The organism is Desulfobacter sp. UBA2225 (assembly GCF_002348205.1).
Lineage (GTDB): Bacteria > Desulfobacterota > Desulfobacteria > Desulfobacterales > Desulfobacteraceae > Desulfobacter > Desulfobacter postgatei.
In genome coordinates this window covers 1-17914 of the sequence record NZ_DDYV01000050.1, presented here as the reverse complement: position 1 = coordinate 17914, position 17914 = coordinate 1, and the positions used below count along the sequence as shown (strand labels likewise).

The window sequence follows — 17914 nt, the reverse complement described above, 5'->3', positions numbered from 1 at the left end:
GAGGAGCGAGCCTTTGACGGGCCTCCTCGTCCCTGTAAGCCAGCGGCTCTTCGCTCAGGTTTCCGCTGGTCATCACCAGAGGCCTTTTTACATAGCGCACCAATATATGGTGAAGCGGGGTGGGGGGCAGCATTACTCCCAGGTATTTGTTGTTTTCGGCGATATTTAGAGCGATTTTCGCATTGTCAGCACGTCTTTTTAACAGCACGATGGGAGCCTGTGCGGAGGACAAAAGCTCCGCCTCTTTATCCGATACAATACAGTGTTTTTTAATATCATCAAGAGATTTCATCATCAGGGCGAAGGGTTTGCCGGGGCGTTTCTTCCTTTCGCGCAGTGTTTGAACAGTGTCATAGTCGGTGGCATCGCAGGCAAGCTGGAAGCCCCCCAGACCTTTAACGGCAACAATATTGCCTTCGGCTATCAATTGCGCTGCTTTCCTTAAAACATCTTCGTAAAAGATAGCGGTTCCGCTGTTATCTGTAAGCTGCAATTTTGGCCCGCAAACAGGGCAGGCATTGGGTTGGGCATGGAACCGCCGGTTTAATGGATCTTCATATTCTTTCCGGCAGTCCGGGCACATGGCAAAGGATTTCATGGCGGTTTTTGGCCGGTCATAGGGAATATCCTGGATGATGGTGTATCTTGGCCCGCAATTGGTGCAATTGATAAAAGGGTATTCAAACCGGCGGTCAGCGGGATCCTGCATCTCTTTGAGGCAATCGGGGCACACCCCCACATCCGGGGAGATCAAGGCAGATCTGGTCTGGGTATCCCGGCTTTTAACAATCTTAAAATCAGTCAGGTCCAAAGGCTGTGTATCCGTTGATACCATGCCTGAAATCTGCGACAGCAGGGGTTTTTTTTCGAAGATATCCAAAATAAACGCATCCAAATCCTTTGGCGCACCCTGGATAAAAATCGCTACACCAAAATCAGTATTGGACACATGGCCGCAAAGATGATGCGCGCAGGCTAAACCAAATAAAAAAGGGCGGAATCCAACACCCTGGACCACCCCTGAAATTTCAATTTTTTTTGCCGCGATACCGGAAGAACCCATTTACAAACGTCAGGCCGGGTCGCCGCCCAGTTCAAGTATCCTGCGCATGTCTTGAATGGTTTGCAAGGCAGCTTCTTCATCTACCTTTGAAATGGCAAATCCGGCATGAACAATAACATAATCCCCGATACCTGCATCGTCGAGCAACATCAGGCTGGCCTCACGGACCACCCCGTCCACCGCTACCTTTGCTAGGGTATCGTTTATTTCAATAATTTTTGAAGGTACAGCCAAACACATATGTTCTAAATTACATCCTGTTGTTTTTATTTTTAAATCATTAAAAGCAGTATATCATAAGTCAACGTATGAACAAACCCAATTCACTTTATTCAGCAGGGCATGTAAAAAATTAACCCGTCCATGATCATCGTGAACAGAACCGGCTCAAGGGTTGACCCAGGACGACCGCCCCCCAGGTTACGTTCTTTTGATCTCATTTCTAAACATCCCTGTTTTATACAACTATTCATTCGGCCATTGGTCTTTCTTTGTTTCGGTGAAAAAGAAAAACCGGCCCTTTGTCAGCTCTTTTTTTGTTATGGGACATCGGATCCTGACTTTAAACGCTGTAACGTCCACGACCTCCCAGTCACCTTGAAGCGGAGAATCCTCGATCCGGATTTTCTGTCCCTTCTTCAGTGGATATGGTTTAAAAAAGGCCACTTCATGTTGCATTTCAGACATCCTGTGTTGGTTTTACATGTTTTAAGTGTATGATCATTCATCCGTAATCGGCATGGTTTGGTTAAGCCGATGGAAGATACCAAGGATTGAGCTTTAACAAAAGTATCGAATGCCCTTTGAATAAAGGCTATGGACCAACATTCATAAAGCTCAGCTATCTATTCCTTATTATTGTTGTATAAATGACGATGTGTTTTATTTTCACCTTTTCCCTTGCTGTTTTATAAGAAAGTCTGGGTAAGTTACACAGATCTTTCAAGGTTTGTTGTGGGCTATGCCTGGCAGTTGATATGTCACGTCAGCCCATGGCTGTTATATGGATATTAACTTTAAAATACAAAAATCACTTGAGTATTGCAAATTTTTCTTAAAAGACAGCAAATGCCCCTCCTCACAAGGATGGTATTTATCCTCGTCCCGGCCTATTTTAAAACAGCATTCAATATGTGTGGGGGGCTTGGCGCGTCCAGGCAAAACCGGCCCGGACGGGGTAGTGATCGGATGGAAAAAGGCCGTTAAAGGAATCTTGTATCACCTGTTCAAATACGGGATACAGACCGCTTCTGTATAGTATCCAGTCGATGTGACGCCCTGTCTTTTTTCCGGTAAACTTGTGGAAGGTGGTGACGGGCCTGCCTTCCATGACCAGACCAAATCCCCGGGATTTAAAACACCGATGGGCCGGTGACCCCGGGGTGGTGTTAAAATCTCCGGTGATGATCTGCGGCATTCCCATGGGAAAGCGGTTCAAGAACGCCATGACCAGATCGGCGCTTTTTTGCTGGACTTCTGATGTGAAATCAAAGTGGGTGTTGGCCATGAGCAGATGCCGGTTGTTTTTTTTAAACCATCCAATTACGCACTGTCGGGGCCATTTGGAACCGGGAAGCCGGGACGGGATCTCCGGGGTGGGGCTTAAAAAAAAATGGCGGTGACCCAGGCATTCCCAGGACGGGTCGAACAGGATCAGGTTGCTTTGCCACCATGCAACCCTTTTGTTGTGCCAGCCAATGTGACCGTGGTGCCTCAGTGACCGGGTCAGAAATTCGGCCTGGAAATGGTTGACCTCCTGGAAGCCGATAAAATCGCAGGGGTAGGTTTCCAGGAGTTTCTCCACCAGGGGCTTACGGTGGTCCCAGGCATGGGGACCGTCTTTGGCCAGGCCGAACCTAAGATTCATCGTCATGACGGTGACCGGGCCATCGGTCCTGTTTTTGTCCTTTTCAGGGACGGATATGGGGGAAATTTCTGTCATCGGGACATAGTGCGCTATTCCCTTCCAACTGTCAACATCCGCCGCACCGCGGACAAGTGCAAACTCTTCTCCATCCCATTTTTGGCTGAGCAAATATTGCTCAGAACCCTTACCGGTCAGGGATGTGGAAGGCTGGGTGCAGCAGCTGGATGCCGTTTGCGCATAAGGCTGGAAAGGGCTAAGTTTTCAAATCGCAGCACAATATGCAGTCTCCGTCAGGACAGGTAAACTTCATGGACAGGGTCACGCACATGTGCGCCCCTGTAATGGAGAGATAGGGCCGAGTTACCTGGAGCTGGTTTGGATGGTAGATGGCGCGTCTGAGGTAATGGCGGCGGAACCAATCGGCACTGCTTGCATCTTCCAGAGGTTTGAACCGCTTGTCTTTCATGGCGTTATACATAGAGGACACCAGAGTCTGCCCGATCTGTATTCCATCGGTATCGATGCAATAGCAGCGGACAACTTCGAGAGTTGACAGCATATCTGTACAGGCTGCCGAAATATCACTCCCTGCTTTGAGCTTAGATATGGCCATCTCAAACAGGGTGCGGTGCGTTTGGATACGTTGTCTGGACTCTGTTTCGCTGCAGTGAAACTCTCTTTTAAAGTCTGCCAGGAGATGGTTTAATCCGTCGAATTCCGGTGGCGGTTGTTGCAGATTGGTGAAAGGCCTGCCGAAAAAAAATCCCTGTACGAAATCCACATCACTTTCGATGGCTATCATGGCCTGATCCCTGGTTTCAATCCCTTCCATGAGTACCAGGGCTCCGGCCTGGTGGAGGAGTGTAACAATCCCGGAGAGAATTTGCCTGATTTCCGGATTGCGGCTGGATCTGACCATAAAGGAACGGTCCATTTTGACAATATCCGGTCGAAGGGTCCAGATCCGGTCGAAGTTGGAATGTCCGGCTCCGAAATCATCAATGGCGATCAGGCAGCCAAGTTCCTTGAAATAGGCAACAGTCTCCATAAGTCGATCGTTCTCACTGGTCGGATGCTCCACTACCTCAATAACAATACGGTGAGGTGGGAAATCATGGAACTCCAACAACTCTCTGAAATACGAGCCGAATGTTTTTCTTCCACTACTGATGGTTATGGGAGAAATGTTGAGGAATAACCAGTTGATGGACTTGTTGATGATCCGGTAGTTGTGGATGTGGATAAACCGACAGAGCCGGTCCAGCTGAATGGTCTCGATGGCAGAGCGTTCTTGGTCAAAAAGGATGGCCGGTGATACGGGGCCCCCCCCTTCCTCCTTGATCCGTACCAGAGCTTCATGGCCGACCACACGTTTGTGAGCAAGGCTGTATATGGGCTGAAGTGCTGTCATCAAATTCAGGTTATTGAATTTACCGGTCATGAAAGGGGCGTGATGTTCCGTCTGTTGCTGTATATAATTCAGGTCGAGCTTTAATGTCTTTTTCATCTTTTTTTCATATAGGGGGTCAGTTTTTTTCCGCATTACAATTTTGTGAGTTTGTCCCTTGTGGGCTATCCTAAGAAAAAAAGCAAATAGAAAAAGCAAATTTTATGCCACGTCAAGAATGCCAACTAAGCAATCTGAAATTGAACTACACATATTCAAAAATGTAATTTAACAGATATTTTTTGCTTCATAATTGTAATAAAATGCAATTAATAAAATAATACTGCTATTGAAAAGCTATCTGTTTCCAGTTAGATGAACTCGCTGGTATCAAATTTGCCTCTTTATTTGCAAAAAAAATGTAACGCCGATTAAAATGAATAGGAGATACAAGATGCTGTTAGGATTTATGAAAAAGAGAATAACTGAAGCGGGATCAGACCCAATGAGTGAAATCGAAATAATGCTGGAAAGTACGTGGGATCTTACCATGACGCATTCCGTGAAAAATGAGGTGCCTGAAGCCAGGGCTGTAAATGCTTTTAATAATTTTTTTAAAAAGCTTAACCGCACCATTACTTCCCTTTTAAGAAATATAGTCGCTCTGGCCGCACTGGCACCTGAACTCACCGCTTTTTCCAAGACCTTTCGACAGTTGGCTGGTGAACAAGAAGCTAAAGTGGCCGACATTGCCGAGGCAGGGGACAGGATCTCCCTGGGTGTTGAGGACATTTCAACCAGTACGGGTGAGCTGAACCAGAACTTCACTGCCATGAAGGTGGATCTGGAAACTGCCATGAACCAGGGAAAGCTTAGTATGGCAGGATTCAACGAGATCAAATCACAAGTCAGTATTCTCGTGGATACCATCCAAGTTCTCAGAGAAAATTCAGCCTTGATCGGTTCCATATCAGACACCATTAACGCCATATCAGACGAGACCAATATCCTTTCTCTCAATGCCCGTATTGAAGCAGCAAGGGGGCAGACCGACGGAAAAGGATTCAAAGTAATCGCCGAAGAAGTTGGGCTTTTGGCAAAACAGTCTAAAGCTGCCACCAATGACATAAAGGCGCGGCTGGAACTGCTGGGGGAAAAAATAGCGGCAACCATTACTGCCGTAGAAACAGTGGAACAGCATGTCGCAGCTTGTGAACGACAGATCCTGGATGCAAATATGTCCATGGACCATGTCTATTCCCAATTCACCCCCCTCTCCAAAAGCCTGGACACAATCAGTTGCGCCACCCAACAACAGGCCAAAAATATAAAATGGATAACGTTTAATATAGATGAAATTAAAGCTTCCGCCAGGCATCAGACAGCTGATGTAAACACCATCCTGACCATTGCGAACCGTGTGGCTTCCGCCTGCGACGGAATGGTTACAGACGCCGGGGGATTCCATATTTCCGGTCACGCCAGCGCGAAGGCTGCCGCCCTTGAAATGGCGAGAAACACAGATATAGCAAGCGGTAAACGCAACATCAGGGAGAAAACGTTAATGACGTTTCTTGATCGGTTCCCATTTGTTGAGTTGGCCTATATCACCGATACGGAGGGCAGACAGGTCATCTCCAATATTTATGCAAAGACCTTGGCCGGAAGAAAAGGGCTCACAAAAGGTATAGGCAGTGACTGGTCCGGCAAGGAATGGTTCACCAAGGCACTTAGCAATAACGCACCCTTTATATCAAAGGTATATCGGTCATCCGCCACCCGGGAATTTTGCTTTACCGTTTCGCTACCGCTCAGGCATGCCAGTGGAAATACCGTAGGAGTTATAGGTATTGATGTGAATTTCAGGGATATACTGGAGATATGAAGGATGGATTCTGTCGCTTTTTTTTAACTGCCTGTTGTAACTGCCATAAACATTTATCATCAAAGTCGATGGTGATACTTTATTTAGATATGCGCAGATAACAATCTTTAATTGAGATCCCGGCCCCATTCTGGTATATCCTGCATCATCATGGCATATATTAATAAACAGATGCTCACGGCTGTGGTGGCTGATGAACACGGCAATATTTTTGAACTGGACGGATATGCTGCCGCGGGTATGTCCGGAAATGATTTTTTTATTCTGACAAAATCCGGTACCTGTCCCATGCCCCACGGCAGTGAACTGATGATGCTGCCAGACAGAGCGCCCATTGTGTTCAACCTTGTCACCGACCGCTTTGAAACCCTTGAAACCAATCCTTTCCAGCCGGATCAGCGTATTTATCCGGTGGGTGTGTTCAACTCCCCGGGGTACGTGAACTTGCATTTCTGCGCCTATGATGATGTTGGCATGGATACGCCTTTGCCTCTTTTTTCCTACGGTGCGTTGGGGTTTGGGAAAAATAATTTCCGGTCCGCGGCTCTTCAGGTGGATGACGAACCCCGGCAGGATCTGCGGCTGATGCCCATTGACCAGGTTCAGAAAGGGGTTGAAAAATATAGAAAAAAATATCCGGACAATCGGCTGATGCGCCACCTGGAGAAATGCGCCCTGGAATACGGGTGTCCGGCCGGTAAAAATTTTTTCCTGGGCCGGTATGAAGCCCCGCTGCCGACATCCGTGGTCTGCAACGCCCGGTGTCTTGGATGTATCTCCCTTCAAACGGAAAATAATCTTTGCGCCTGCCAGGAGAGAATATCCTTTATCCCTGATCCGGAAGAGATTGCAGGCGTTGCCCTGGAACATATCCTGAAAGTTGAAAAGGCCGTGGTCAGTTTTGGCCAGGGGTGTGAGGGAGAGCCTTTAACCTCGGCAGATGCCATTGAAAAGGCCATTGTCCTGATCCGGGAAAAGACCGACCAAGGCACCATCAACCTGAACTCCAATGCCAGTTTGCCCGATCGGGTGGAACGTCTGTGCAAGGTTGGCCTGGACAGCATGCGTGTGAGTATGAACTCGGTGCGCAAATCGTGTTATACTGCGTATTTTCGTCCCAAATCCTATTGTTTTGAAGATGTTGTGGAGAGTATCAAAAGGGCCAGGGCCGAAGGCTGTTTTGTGGCAATCAATTACCTGAACTGCCCGGGATTTACCGATTGTGAACAGGAAAAACAGGCGCTTTTTGATTTTATCCGCACCACGGACATCAACATGATTCAGTGGCGCAACCTTAATTTTGACCCCCGCCATTACATCCGCATCATGGAAAAAGCAGCCCCCGGCGGGTGCCCCACCGGCATGGCAAATCTGGTAAAAGAATTGAGTCAAACTTTTCCTCATCTGATCCACGGTTATTTCAATCCATCCAATCAAGATTATTAACTTAAGCGTTAATGGCAAGAAACTGGAAACAAGAGCGTGGCGAAGGTATTGATATTTTTAGGATGTTAAAATAATTTTTTATCAATTGATGATCCGTATCAATAAGTGTTACATTTATTTTATCTGCGGTCCCGGGCATAAAATTGACTAACGTATTAAAATGTCTTTGCTTTCAATTTATTATTGTCCTAATATGGCAACTTGCTAAAAGTATGGGCTGCTTTGCTGTGAGCGGCTTAACCGGTATTTTGTGGAATGCACCCTATATAGTAAGGTATAAGGCCGGCCGGTTAAATGACAGTTAAAACCAATTGAGAACGGAGGCGCAATGGAGGTTAAAGTTACCCGGGTATCTGAACCAGGAACCCGCCCCAAGGATGAAGACCTGGGATTTGGTACGGTGTTTACCGACCATATGTTTGTCATGGATTATGAAAAGGACAAGGGATGGGTTAATGCCCGCATTGAACCCTTCGGCGATTTTTCCATGTCGCCGGCAAGCATGGTGCTGCATTACGGGCAGGCCGTATTTGAGGGACTTAAAGCATATAAAACCGAAGACGGTAAAATTCAGCTCTACCGGGCCCGTGACAATTTTGCCCGCATGAACCGTTCGAGCCAGGGCCTTTGCATTCCTGAAATTGATATCGATTTCGTCATGGATGCACTTAAAAAATTGCTTAAAATCGAAGAAGCCTGGATTCCCGAAACCCCGGGAACCTCTTTATACATCCGGCCCACCATCGTGGCAACCGACCCCTTCCTTGGTGTCCGGGCATCCTATACATACAAGTTTTTTATCATTCTCTCTCCTGTGGGATCATACTATGCCCAGGGTCTGCAGCCCGTCAAAATCTGGGTCTGCGAAGACCATGTCAGGGCCGTACGCGGCGGTGTCGGTGAGTTCAAAACCCCGGGTAACTATGCAGCCAGTCTTCTGGCCGGGGAAAAGGCAAAAAAAGAGGGATATAATCAGGTCCTGTGGCTGGACGGTATCGAGCTCAAATATATTGAAGAAGTCGGGGCCATGAATATCTTCTTTATCATCAATGACGAACTGATCACCCCAATGCTCAACGGCAGCATCCTGCCCGGCATTACCCGGTTTTCAGTCATTGAGCTGGCCAAAAAATGGGGCATCAAGGTCAGCGAGCGCAGGATCAGCATTGATGAGGTCATTGCCGCGGCTGACAACGGCACCCTGCAGGAAATGTTTGGCTCCGGCACTGCAGCCGTTGTTTCCCCGGTGGGAGAGCTGCGCTATAAAGACCGGGTGATTCATATCGGCGACGGTACTCCCGGTGAAACATGCATGAAATTTTATAATGCCGTGACTGACATTCAGTACGGAAAAGCTGAAGATACTCAAGGCTGGATTGAAGTTGTAGAGTAAATTAACCTTATGTATTTTTAGTCCATCGGCGCTGAACGAGCGCTCAGTCAAAGATGGAGTTTGATCACCCTCAAACTATTGGAGATCGTATGGCTAAAAACAAAGAAGTTACCCATGTGGGCGTTCGAATCAGGCAAGCCAGGCTGGATAAAAAACTCAGCCTGGACGCCATGGCCAATGAGACCGGGCTGTCAAAAGATGTCATCAAGAAAATCGAGAGCGGAGAGCAGCGTCCTTCGGTGGGAACGCTGCTCCAGCTCTCACGCACCCTTCAGCTGGCTTCCGGCTTCTTGCTCAAGGAGTCGGATGATTCCGTGGAAGCCAGGACCGATGCCTATACCAAGCGTACGGATCATTATGCATATACACCGTTGTCGCCCGGCGCTGAAAACAACCATTTAAAGGCATTCCGCATTGTTGTAGAAGCCGGTGCCAGCCATGAAGGCGTTGGGTTTCAGCACGAGGGCGAGGAGTTTGCCTATGTGCTGGACGGTGAAGTTGAAATCCAGGTGGGCGACCATATCAATGTCTTGAAAACAGGGGAATCCCTTCATTTTAATTCAGGGGTCAAGCATGACCTGCGCAATATCGGGGACCACGATGCCGAACTGATTGTGGTGGTCTATGCGCCTTGAATCCGTTTTTTTGAAAAAAAGGAGATACCATGTTATTCAAGTTAACTGATGAACAGGTGATGATCCAGAATATGGTGCGTGAATTTTCACGCAAAGTGGTTGCCCCTACGGCTGCGGAACGGGATAAAACCCGAGCGTTTCCCTCCGACAATTTCAAACAGATGGGGGAGCTTGGGCTGATGGGTATGATGGTACCCGAAGAGTTCGGCGGAGAAGCCGCAGATGCGGTTTCCTATGTGCTGGCCCTGTCCGAAATCGCATATTCCTGTGCATCCACCTCCGTGGTAATGTCTGTGCAGAATTCAATTGTGTGTGAATCCCTCAATAAATTCGGCACAAAAAAACAAAAGCAGGAATTTCTGCTGCCCCTGGCCTCCGGGGAGATCCTCGGGGCCTTTGCCCTGACCGAACCCGATGCCGGGTCTGACCCGGTGAGCCAGACCACCACAGCCGTGAAGGACGGCGATGATTACGTGATTAACGGGACCAAGCGGTTTATCACTTCCGGGGAAAGCAGTTCCGTGGTCCTTGTCACGGCCAAAACCGACGAAGCCCAGGCCCACAGAGGTATATCCTGTTTTATTGTACCCAAGGCAACACCCGGTCTTATCGTGGGGCATCATGAAGACAAGATGGGCCTGAGGGCATCGGACACCACGGATCTGATCTTTGAAAATTGCCGGGTGCCGGCCGCCAATATCCTGGGCAAGGAAGGGGATGGGTTTAAAATCGCCATGTCCGGCCTGGACAGCGGCAGGATAGGCATTGCAGCCCAGTCCCTCGGCGTAGCCCAGGCCGCCTTTGATGCGGCCGTCAAGTATGCCGGGAAACGCAAACAGTTCGGCGTGTCCATCACCAAACACCAGGCCATTCGTTTTCAGATTGCGGATATGGCCACAAAGATAGAAGCCGCCCGGCAGTTGACTCTTTCCGCGGCATCCATGAAGGACCGAGGGGAAAAGTTCACCCGGGAAGCATCCATGGCCAAGCTCTTTGCCTCTGAAATGGTGCAGGAAGTCACTGCCCAGGCCATCCAGATCCACGGGGGATACGGGTTTACCACAGATTACCCGGTGGAACGGTTTTACAGGGACGCCCGGGTATTTACCATCTACGAAGGCACCAGCGAAATTCAGCGTATTGTCATTTCAAATTCAGTACTCAAGGATAAACGAAAACCATAAAATATTTTATAACAGCCATGGGCTGACCTGACATATCAACTGCCAGACATAGCCCACAATAAAAATTGAAAGATCTGAGTAAGTTAAGCAGGCTTTCTTATAAAGAAAGTAGCCAAAACGGAATCCCGTGAAATTCGGGAGCGGTCCCGCCGCTGTGACCGCAAAGATCTCTGTGCATTAAGCCACTGTTACTGTCCCTCTGAACAAAGGTGGGAAAAAGACTTTTGAAGCACTTTTTCCCACCTTTGTTATTTTTTGGGGATCGTTAGACTATGCCTGGGCCGCAGCCACGCCCCTGTCAAACGCCTCCATGTTCAAGGGAATAATTTTCGGCTTTGCTGAAAATTCCTCCTGGATGCATTTTTTCAAAAGATCCAGATCCACCACCTTGCTTTTGGCTGCAAATGCGGCCAGGGCAACAATGTTGGCAGCTCTTACGGATCCGGCCTCAATGGCAATCTCATTGACCGGCACCACCAGCTCAATCACATCCTTGCGCTGGCTTCTGACCGGAATCAGTGATGAGTTGATGAAGACAACCCCGCCGGGCTTGATGGTGTCCTCAAACTTTTCCAGGGAGGGCCGGTTCATGGCCACCAGGTGGGTGGGGTTTTTTATAATGGGTGATCCAATGAGCTTGTCACTGATCACAACGGTGCAATATGCGGTGCCGCCCCGCATTTCAGGTCCATAGGAGGGAATCCAGGCGACCTGGTATCCCTGCTTCATTGCGGCATAGGCCAGTAGCTTGGCACTGAGAAGAATGCCCTGGCCGCCAAATCCTGCAAATTTAATTTCTGTCTGCATGGGTCTCTCCCGATATTTTTAGGCCTCTTCAGGGGTTTTGTAATCGCCCAGTTCATAGTAAGGCAGCATATTTTCTTCGGCCCATTTCAAAGCATCGACGGGTGTCATGCCCCAGTTGGTGGGACAGGTGGAGATCACCTCCACAAAGCTGAAACAGGTGTTGTCCATCTGGTACTGGAATGCCTTTTTAATCGCCTTTTTACATTTATTCACCATCTGGGGCTTGAGCACGGCCTGCCGGGTCACATAACCCGGGGTCACAATTTCACTCATCAGATTGGCCATGCGAATGGGCATCCCTGTCAGGGCCGTATCACGGCCGGCAGGGGCCGTGGTGGCCCGCTGTCCCGGCATGGTGGTGGGGGCCATCTGCCCGCCGGTCATGCCGTAAATGGCGTTGTTGATAAAGATGACGGTAATTTTCTCCCCCCGATTGGCTGCATGAATGATTTCACCCATGCCGATACTGGCAAGGTCACCGTCTCCCTGGTAGGTGAATACCATCAGATCCGGACGTACCCGCTTGATACCGGTTGCCATGGCAGGGGCCCTGCCGTGGGCGGCTTCCTGGAAGTCACAGTCAAAGTAGTTGTAGATCAGGACAGCGCATCCCACAGGGGCGATGCCAACGGTCTTTTCCCGAATGCCTAATTCGTCTATGGCCTCGGCCACCAGTCGGTGGACAATGCCGTGGGTGCAGCCGGGACAATAGTGGGTGTAATTGTCTGTTAACGCCTCTGGCGTAGAAAAAGCTTTTCCCATTATTTTCTCCTTGACCGGCGCATTACCCGATCAGCTCTTTTACGATTTCGATGATTTTTTCAGGTGACGGGATTTCACCACCGCACTCCCCGTAAAATTCCACCGGTTTTTTGCCCATAACGCAACGCTGGACATCCTCCACCATCTGACCCATGCTCATTTCAATACTGATAACGCATTTACAGCTATCTTTAGCTGCGGCATCATGCACCTGTTTTTCAGGAAAGGGAAATAAGGTCTTGGGGCGGAACATGGCCGCTTCAATGCCCTCTTCCTTGAGCATGTCAATGGCGGTGCGGCATACACGGCTCATGGTACCGTAGCTTGCCAGCAGAATTTGATACTCCCCGTCCGCATTATAAAGCTCATACTGAACATCTTCCTTTTTCATCTGTTCGTATTTGGCCTTGAGGTTCATGTTATGCTGGTTCAATTCAGTCGAATCCAGGAACAGAGATTTCACCAGATTCGGCTTTTTGCTCTTTCGGGTAGACATACCGTTGGTGGCCCAGTCATCCTTATTGCTGGGTTCGGTTTTCAGATCATCGCGAAATTCCACCGGTTCCATCATCTGACCGATCATGCCGTCACCCAAGATCATGACGGGATTTCTGTATTTTTCAGCCAGGGTGAATGCCTGCATGGTCATCTCCACGGCTTCCTGAACACCGTCGGGTGCCAGGACCATCAGATGGTAGTCCCCGTGGCCACCGCCCTTGGTTGCCTGGAAATAATCACCCTGGGACGGCAGAATTCCGCCCAACCCCGGGCCGCCTCTCATGATATTGACAAATACGGCCGGGCACTCGGCCGCAGCAATATAGGAAATTGCTTCGCTCATCAGACTTATGCCCGGAGATGATGACGTCGTCATGACACGCTCTCCGGCGCCTGATGCGCCAAAAATCATATACCCCACGGCCACTTCACTTTCGCCCTGGAGAAACACACCACCCACTTCGGGCAGGCGTTTGCTCAGATATTCGGCGACTTCCGACTGGGGCGTGATGGGGTATGCAAAATAGTTTAGACAACCCGCCCTGATGGCGGCTTCGCCGATTGCTTCATTGCCTTTCATTAAGACTTTAGCCATTTTCTCTTGTCCTTTTATAAGAAAGCCTGGGTACGTTACTCAGATCTTTCAACCTTTGTTGTGGGCTATGCCTGGCAGTTGATATGTCAGGTCAGCCCATGGCTGTTATAAAAAATTAAGCACTTTGTTCTTCAACTATACTTATAGCCACATCCGGACACATGGTGCAGCAGATGGCGCAGTGAATGCAGTCCTCCGGTCTGGCCTGGAAGGCCGGAAAATGCCCTTTGGCATTTACCTTGTCGGTGATCTCAAGCACGTTTTTCGGGCAGAAATGCACACAAAGACCGCACCCTTTGCACCTTTCGGCATCAATAATGTGTTTATATGCCATTGTAAGTATTACTCCTTGGTGTTAAGTGCGTGTCCAGGGGAATGCCAGCAACCGGTCAATGGGAAGGATCGGGCAGGATATCCGTTCCGTGTCAAGTTGGGGCATAAGCCTGGTCGACGCTGTTATAAATTCAATATTAAGACCGGTGGCTTCGGATACCCGGGTCACCAGATTGTAACCGTCATAAATAATTTGCGGCGTGGTCTCGTCAAGAAGGTTGGCATTGGAAATCAGGCCCGTGACAGGGAGCTTTGCGGCGGCTTCGATCTGCGCCTTTATTTTAATGCAGCCTTGGACATCGCTGGTATTGGGTCGCAACGGGTTAATGACCTGCAGCAGTTTGACATGGCTTTTTTTAAGCACATCTGCCAGGGCGGCAAGCACAGTCACTCCTGAACCATCGCCACCTGCATCCAAAATGGTCACCTGGGCTGGATTTTTAATCATGTCGGCCACGGCAGATGTAAGGATGGGCAGATCCGCATGCATGTATTTTTTGTCCGGAAGCACCACTTCCACGCCTAAATCTTCCAGAGGCTTTTTGGCTTCCCTGCTTCTGAAATAGGGGTTGACCAGGTCCAGATCCGTTATCTTGACACTTTTTCCCGCCCGCCGGGAAACGACTGCCAGGTTGACGGCCGTTTCACTTTTGCCGCTGCCGTAATTTCCGGCTATTATAATGATGCCGCTGATATCGGGTAACATGCCGCCCTTTCTTTAACGGGTTAGAATACCATTAAATAATCATAAACTATGGATTAAATCAAATTGAGCAAGGTTTTTCAATGATATTTGCAAGAAATTAGAAACAAGATACAGGAAACAAGAGGGAGAAGCGCCTACAGCGGCCCTTTTAGCCCTGCATTGCTTTTTATAAGAAAGTTATGAGTATTGAGTATTGAGTAGTGAGATTTAAAACAAGCTGTTTTCTCAATACTCACTACTCACATCTTTCATTGTTTGTTGTGTCCGTCAAGACATGGCCGTTATATAAAAAGAGCCTCGGCAAAATTGAAATCTGTTTTCCAGATCAACCTGTTGTTCCGAGTGCGTTGGCAATTGCATTAACACACTGCAAAAGGGCAAATAGATAATGGTCCTCTTTTTTCGACTTAGCGTTTTTAGCTTCGCGCCATTTTTGTAGCAATTCAACCTGCGCATCATGCAAATTATTAAGCGCCTCGGCTCTGAGTATGGTTGAGTAATAGTGATTAATGCGTCGTTCGTTAATTGGTCGTTTCAACACATCGACCACGATCTTACGCGTTAAGTCCAGTTCATTTTTAATCATCCCCATGATTCGGTCACGAATCTCCACCTCTTGAACCAACGAAGCATACTTTTCCATAATCCGCACATCCGTGGATGCCAGGCTACTGTCCAAATTTGTCATCACATAACGTGCAAAAGGATCGTATTCAACGAAATGAAGCAAATTTTCGTACGCCTTCGGGCTTTGGTTTTTCAGTTCATTCAAGGTGGAGCCGACACCATACCAACTGGTAATGTTGAAGCGCGATTGCGACCAGCTGAACACCCAAGGAATTGCCCGAAGGTCTTCCATGCTGCGTTTCCCGGTACGACGTGCCGGGCGAGAACCAATTTTGCTCGACTCGATAACATCAATTGGTGTTGCCTGGGAAAAGAAGGTGATAAAATCAGGATCGGAAATCAGCTGTCGGTAATAATGACGCCCCCGATCACCTAAGCGATGGAATAGACTCTCAACTTCTTCGTGCTTGCCTTTGGTATTTTCGTGTAACACGGTTTGTGCTGTAACACTCGAAACCATCAGCTCTAGATTATATGCTGCATTCACCAGGTTGGCATATTTTCTCTCAATGGTCTCGCCTTGCTCGGTAACCCGAAAATTACCATTTATTGATCCGTGCGGCAAAGTTTTGATGAACCAATGACTTGGTCCCGCGCCACGACTGATGCTGCCACCGGTACCGTGGAAGAAACGGATTTTCACACCGTGTTTTTCGCCTATTTGGGTCAATTTTTTCTGTGCCTCGTGCAAGAACCAGGCGCTCGCCAGAACTCCGCCGTCCTTGTTACTGTCTGAATAACCGATCATGACGTCCTGAATCAATTCACCATTGGGATTGTTACACGACTGCATCTGCAAACTTTTTTTTACAATCGGATGGCACAGATAATCGGCCAGAATGGCTGGGCTTAACTTCAAGTCTTCAATGGTTTCAAAAAGCGGCACAACTGGAAGAACCGCACCCAGCTGATCGTTATTTTTTATAATTAAACCGACTTCACGCAGGAACAGGTAAACTGTAAGCAGATCCTCCGTATTTCGGGTCATGCTCACAATCAATTTTCCGAAAGCATTGGGGCTGTAACGTTGAACATGATCACTAACAACCTGAAAGGCCCCGATCACATTTTGTCCTTCTTGGTCAAGGTCGTTATGCTGCACCAAAAACGGACGGTTGATTTTCAGTTCCTGATCCAGGAAAGCGCGCCTTGCCTCCTGTGACGCGTCAATCTGCGCCGCTGCTTCAGCCCCAAGCGATGCGGTAATCAACTGTTTTAATGCCTTCTCATGATAGGCGCTGTTTTGGCGAATATCCAATTTTGCTAAATGGAAACCGAAGATTTTCAAAATTCGCTTTGTCCGACCAACATCAACATGGGCTATCTCGCCCATGCCACATTTTTCCAGCTCCTCGTATAGCAAGTTTAAGTCAGCAATCAAATTGATGGAACTGCGGTAACTATTGGGCTTATCTTCTAATTCAAGGTTGAATTCCCGGCTCAGATCAATCGGAATTTTCTGAATTAACATCAGTACATAAGCTTTAAATATTTCCTCGGTATGTTCTTTGAGCTCAATTTCGGCATTAACGCCAACGTCCTCTTGGAGTTCTTTAATCCGTGCAGCAAAATCCTTGCTCACGTCCGATATATTAAGATAGATACTGAGCTTTTGCGCCAAGTCTTTCAATTCATTTTTAATAATATAAAACGCATGAATACGCAGTTTTTTAAGCGTCTGTATGGTGATTTCCGGCGTCACCAGCGGGTGGCCGTCGCGGTCTCCGCCAACCCAGTTTCCGAATGAGAGCACCGGCAGTAAATCCGAGTTATTAAGCGATTTCGAATCAAATCCGGATTCTTTCCAGGCTTGACGCAAACGCTTGTCCAGCATCATAATCACACTGGGAAAAACATTGGTCAGATAGTGCAGAATATTGTCCAGCTCCGACTCCAGCTGTGGCTTTTCAATATAGATCTCTCCAACATGCCACAAACGATGCAAAATATGTTTGATCTCCTGCCGAATGTCCGCTTGTTCAATCCGGGTATACATTTGGTTCTCGCGTTTAACGAGCAACAGATATAATCCACGGTATGCCTGTAACACCACAGGGCGTTTGGCTTCTGTCGGATGCGCAGTTAAAACCGGTTCGACCAAAACTTTAGGCAAGACATTTAGAATTTGGGACTCGGTGATACCTTTGGACTTCAAATATTGGAATTGATTCGCCCACAGTCCGTTCACCTGAGCCATGTTTTCATCTTCTTTACGTCGACGGCTTTGTACCGCTCCATTCACCTCGACCAGATTTAACAGCTGAAAACACATCGACATCATATGGATGTATTCATTGCTTGTTAGGTCTGAATCTGAGGGAAGTGTAGCGTTTATCCATGGAAGCAAACCAACCAGCTTCTGCTGATTATTTTCCTCCAGCACCTCTTTAAAGCACTTCAATAGAAAGTGAAGATCGTCATAGGGTTTGCCCAATGCATTTCTGACTTGGGTGAAGACCGTGTGCATAGTATTTTATTTACCTATTGGTGTGACTGCTCCCCTCCTGAATCAAAGATTCAGAAGGGGGCTTCTAAGCGACCGAGGTCGCTAACGTGTCCAGCCCGACACGCAAAATGTTTATGGCTGCATTATGATCGCGGTTTGCAACAAAACCGCATGAGCAACGATGCGTACGAACAGACAAGGATTTCTTGACAATTTGACCACAGGCCGAACACTTCTGGGAAGTATACTGTGGCGGTACGCCTATGATCTGTTTGCCTTG

At 48.1% G+C, this 17914-nt stretch carries 17 protein-coding genes; 5 read left to right on the top strand and 12 right to left on the bottom strand.

Features of this window, described 5'->3' with window-relative positions:
- The 5 genes from B3D59_RS02720 to B3D59_RS02700 all read right to left on the bottom strand — a co-directional run.
- The coding region (locus B3D59_RS02720) for a Sua5/YciO/YrdC/YwlC family protein (RefSeq protein WP_286817561.1) at positions 1 to 1063 on the bottom strand (1063 nt) is incomplete at its 3' end.
- Positions 1064 to 1072: 9 nt separating this feature from the next.
- Positions 1073 to 1303: a HypC/HybG/HupF family hydrogenase formation chaperone gene (locus tag B3D59_RS02715; RefSeq protein WP_004070539.1), complete on the bottom strand. Its 231-nt coding sequence runs from the start codon at positions 1301 to 1303 to the stop codon at positions 1073 to 1075.
- 225 nt (positions 1304 to 1528) lie between these two features.
- On the bottom strand, positions 1529 to 1741 hold the full coding sequence (locus tag B3D59_RS02710) for a hypothetical protein (RefSeq protein ID WP_286817558.1): 213 nt from the start codon (positions 1739 to 1741) through the stop codon (positions 1529 to 1531).
- 448 nt (positions 1742 to 2189) lie between these two features.
- The gene (locus B3D59_RS02705; RefSeq protein WP_286817557.1) at positions 2190 to 3098 is read right to left on the bottom strand and encodes an endonuclease/exonuclease/phosphatase family protein; all 909 of its coding nucleotides are present in this window, start codon (positions 3096 to 3098) and stop codon (positions 2190 to 2192) included.
- Between the two features lie 85 nt (positions 3099 to 3183).
- Positions 3184 to 4437, bottom strand: coding sequence for an EAL domain-containing protein (locus B3D59_RS02700; RefSeq protein ID WP_286817556.1), 1254 nt, complete (start codon positions 4435 to 4437; stop codon positions 3184 to 3186).
- A gap of 334 nt (positions 4438 to 4771) precedes the next feature.
- Here B3D59_RS02700 and B3D59_RS02695 point away from each other — a divergent pair, with 334 nt between their 5' ends.
- The 5 genes from B3D59_RS02695 to B3D59_RS02675 all read left to right on the top strand — a co-directional run bounded on the left by B3D59_RS02695 (position 4772) and on the right by B3D59_RS02675 (position 10860).
- Complete coding sequence (locus B3D59_RS02695; RefSeq protein ID WP_286817555.1) at positions 4772 to 6202, top strand: methyl-accepting chemotaxis protein; 1431 nt, start codon at positions 4772 to 4774, stop codon at positions 6200 to 6202.
- A gap of 150 nt (positions 6203 to 6352) precedes the next feature.
- The gene (locus B3D59_RS02690) at positions 6353 to 7648 is read left to right on the top strand and encodes a radical SAM protein (protein WP_286817554.1); all 1296 of its coding nucleotides are present in this window, start codon (positions 6353 to 6355) and stop codon (positions 7646 to 7648) included.
- Positions 7649 to 7976: 328 nt separating this feature from the next.
- On the top strand, positions 7977 to 9041 hold the full coding sequence (locus tag B3D59_RS02685) for a branched-chain amino acid aminotransferase (protein ID WP_286817553.1): 1065 nt from the start codon (positions 7977 to 7979) through the stop codon (positions 9039 to 9041).
- Between the two features lie 89 nt (positions 9042 to 9130).
- On the top strand, positions 9131 to 9676 hold the full coding sequence (locus B3D59_RS02680; RefSeq protein ID WP_286817552.1) for a helix-turn-helix domain-containing protein: 546 nt from the start codon (positions 9131 to 9133) through the stop codon (positions 9674 to 9676).
- Positions 9677 to 9705: 29 nt separating this feature from the next.
- On the top strand, positions 9706 to 10860 hold the full coding sequence (locus B3D59_RS02675; RefSeq protein ID WP_286817551.1) for an acyl-CoA dehydrogenase: 1155 nt from the start codon (positions 9706 to 9708) through the stop codon (positions 10858 to 10860).
- 270 nt (positions 10861 to 11130) lie between these two features.
- On the opposite strand, the gene B3D59_RS02670 is transcribed toward B3D59_RS02675, so the two are convergent.
- The 7 genes from B3D59_RS02670 to B3D59_RS18275 form a co-directional block, all read right to left on the bottom strand.
- Positions 11131 to 11667, bottom strand: a complete 537-nt coding sequence (locus B3D59_RS02670) for a 2-oxoacid:acceptor oxidoreductase family protein (RefSeq protein ID WP_286817549.1) — start codon at positions 11665 to 11667, stop codon at positions 11131 to 11133.
- 18 nt (positions 11668 to 11685) lie between these two features.
- Positions 11686 to 12429 carry a thiamine pyrophosphate-dependent enzyme gene (locus B3D59_RS02665; RefSeq protein WP_286817548.1) on the bottom strand — a complete coding sequence of 248 codons (744 nt, stop codon included), beginning with the start codon at positions 12427 to 12429 and terminating at the stop codon, positions 11686 to 11688.
- Positions 12430 to 12451: 22 nt separating this feature from the next.
- Complete coding sequence (vorB, locus tag B3D59_RS02660) at positions 12452 to 13522, bottom strand: 3-methyl-2-oxobutanoate dehydrogenase subunit VorB (RefSeq protein WP_286817547.1); 1071 nt, start codon at positions 13520 to 13522, stop codon at positions 12452 to 12454.
- Positions 13523 to 13637: 115 nt separating this feature from the next.
- The gene (locus tag B3D59_RS02655; protein WP_277004973.1) at positions 13638 to 13856 is read right to left on the bottom strand and encodes a 4Fe-4S dicluster domain-containing protein; all 219 of its coding nucleotides are present in this window, start codon (positions 13854 to 13856) and stop codon (positions 13638 to 13640) included.
- Positions 13857 to 13877: 21 nt separating this feature from the next.
- Positions 13878 to 14561: a cobalamin biosynthesis protein CbiA gene (locus B3D59_RS02650; protein WP_286817545.1), complete on the bottom strand. Its 684-nt coding sequence runs from the start codon at positions 14559 to 14561 to the stop codon at positions 13878 to 13880.
- Between the two features lie 325 nt (positions 14562 to 14886).
- A complete protein-coding gene (locus B3D59_RS02645) occupies positions 14887 to 17655 on the bottom strand; it encodes a phosphoenolpyruvate carboxylase (RefSeq protein WP_286817544.1) in 2769 nt (922 codons plus the stop codon).
- 64 nt (positions 17656 to 17719) lie between these two features.
- Positions 17720 to 17902 (bottom strand): zinc ribbon domain-containing protein, encoded by a 183-nt coding sequence (locus tag B3D59_RS18275; protein ID WP_422653199.1) that lies wholly within the window; start codon positions 17900 to 17902, stop codon positions 17720 to 17722.
- Positions 17903 to 17914: the final 12 nt, after the last annotated feature.

What these genes read in the sequence shown, in the direction of transcription:
- B3D59_RS02715 (WP_004070539.1), bottom strand. Translation starts at nt 1,303, where the DNA reads ATGTGTTTGGCTGTACCTTCAAAAATTATTGAAATAAACGATACCCTA.
- B3D59_RS02710 (WP_286817558.1), bottom strand. Translation starts at nt 1,741, where the DNA reads ATGCAACATGAAGTGGCCTTTTTTAAACCATATCCACTGAAGAAGGGA.
- B3D59_RS02700 (WP_286817556.1), bottom strand. Translation starts at nt 4,437, where the DNA reads ATGAAAAAGACATTAAAGCTCGACCTGAATTATATACAGCAACAGACG.
- B3D59_RS02695 (WP_286817555.1), top strand. Translation starts at nt 4,772, where the DNA reads ATGCTGTTAGGATTTATGAAAAAGAGAATAACTGAAGCGGGATCAGAC.
- B3D59_RS02690 (WP_286817554.1), top strand. Translation starts at nt 6,353, where the DNA reads ATGGCATATATTAATAAACAGATGCTCACGGCTGTGGTGGCTGATGAA.
- B3D59_RS02685 (WP_286817553.1), top strand. Translation starts at nt 7,977, where the DNA reads ATGGAGGTTAAAGTTACCCGGGTATCTGAACCAGGAACCCGCCCCAAG.
- B3D59_RS02680 (WP_286817552.1), top strand. Translation starts at nt 9,131, where the DNA reads ATGGCTAAAAACAAAGAAGTTACCCATGTGGGCGTTCGAATCAGGCAA.
- B3D59_RS02675 (WP_286817551.1), top strand. Translation starts at nt 9,706, where the DNA reads ATGTTATTCAAGTTAACTGATGAACAGGTGATGATCCAGAATATGGTG.
- B3D59_RS02670 (WP_286817549.1), bottom strand. Translation starts at nt 11,667, where the DNA reads ATGCAGACAGAAATTAAATTTGCAGGATTTGGCGGCCAGGGCATTCTT.
- B3D59_RS02665 (WP_286817548.1), bottom strand. Translation starts at nt 12,429, where the DNA reads ATGGGAAAAGCTTTTTCTACGCCAGAGGCGTTAACAGACAATTACACC.
- vorB (WP_286817547.1), bottom strand. Translation starts at nt 13,522, where the DNA reads ATGGCTAAAGTCTTAATGAAAGGCAATGAAGCAATCGGCGAAGCCGCC.
- B3D59_RS02655 (WP_277004973.1), bottom strand. Translation starts at nt 13,856, where the DNA reads ATGGCATATAAACACATTATTGATGCCGAAAGGTGCAAAGGGTGCGGT.
- B3D59_RS02650 (WP_286817545.1), bottom strand. Translation starts at nt 14,561, where the DNA reads ATGTTACCCGATATCAGCGGCATCATTATAATAGCCGGAAATTACGGC.
- B3D59_RS02645 (WP_286817544.1), bottom strand. Translation starts at nt 17,655, where the DNA reads ATGCACACGGTCTTCACCCAAGTCAGAAATGCATTGGGCAAACCCTAT.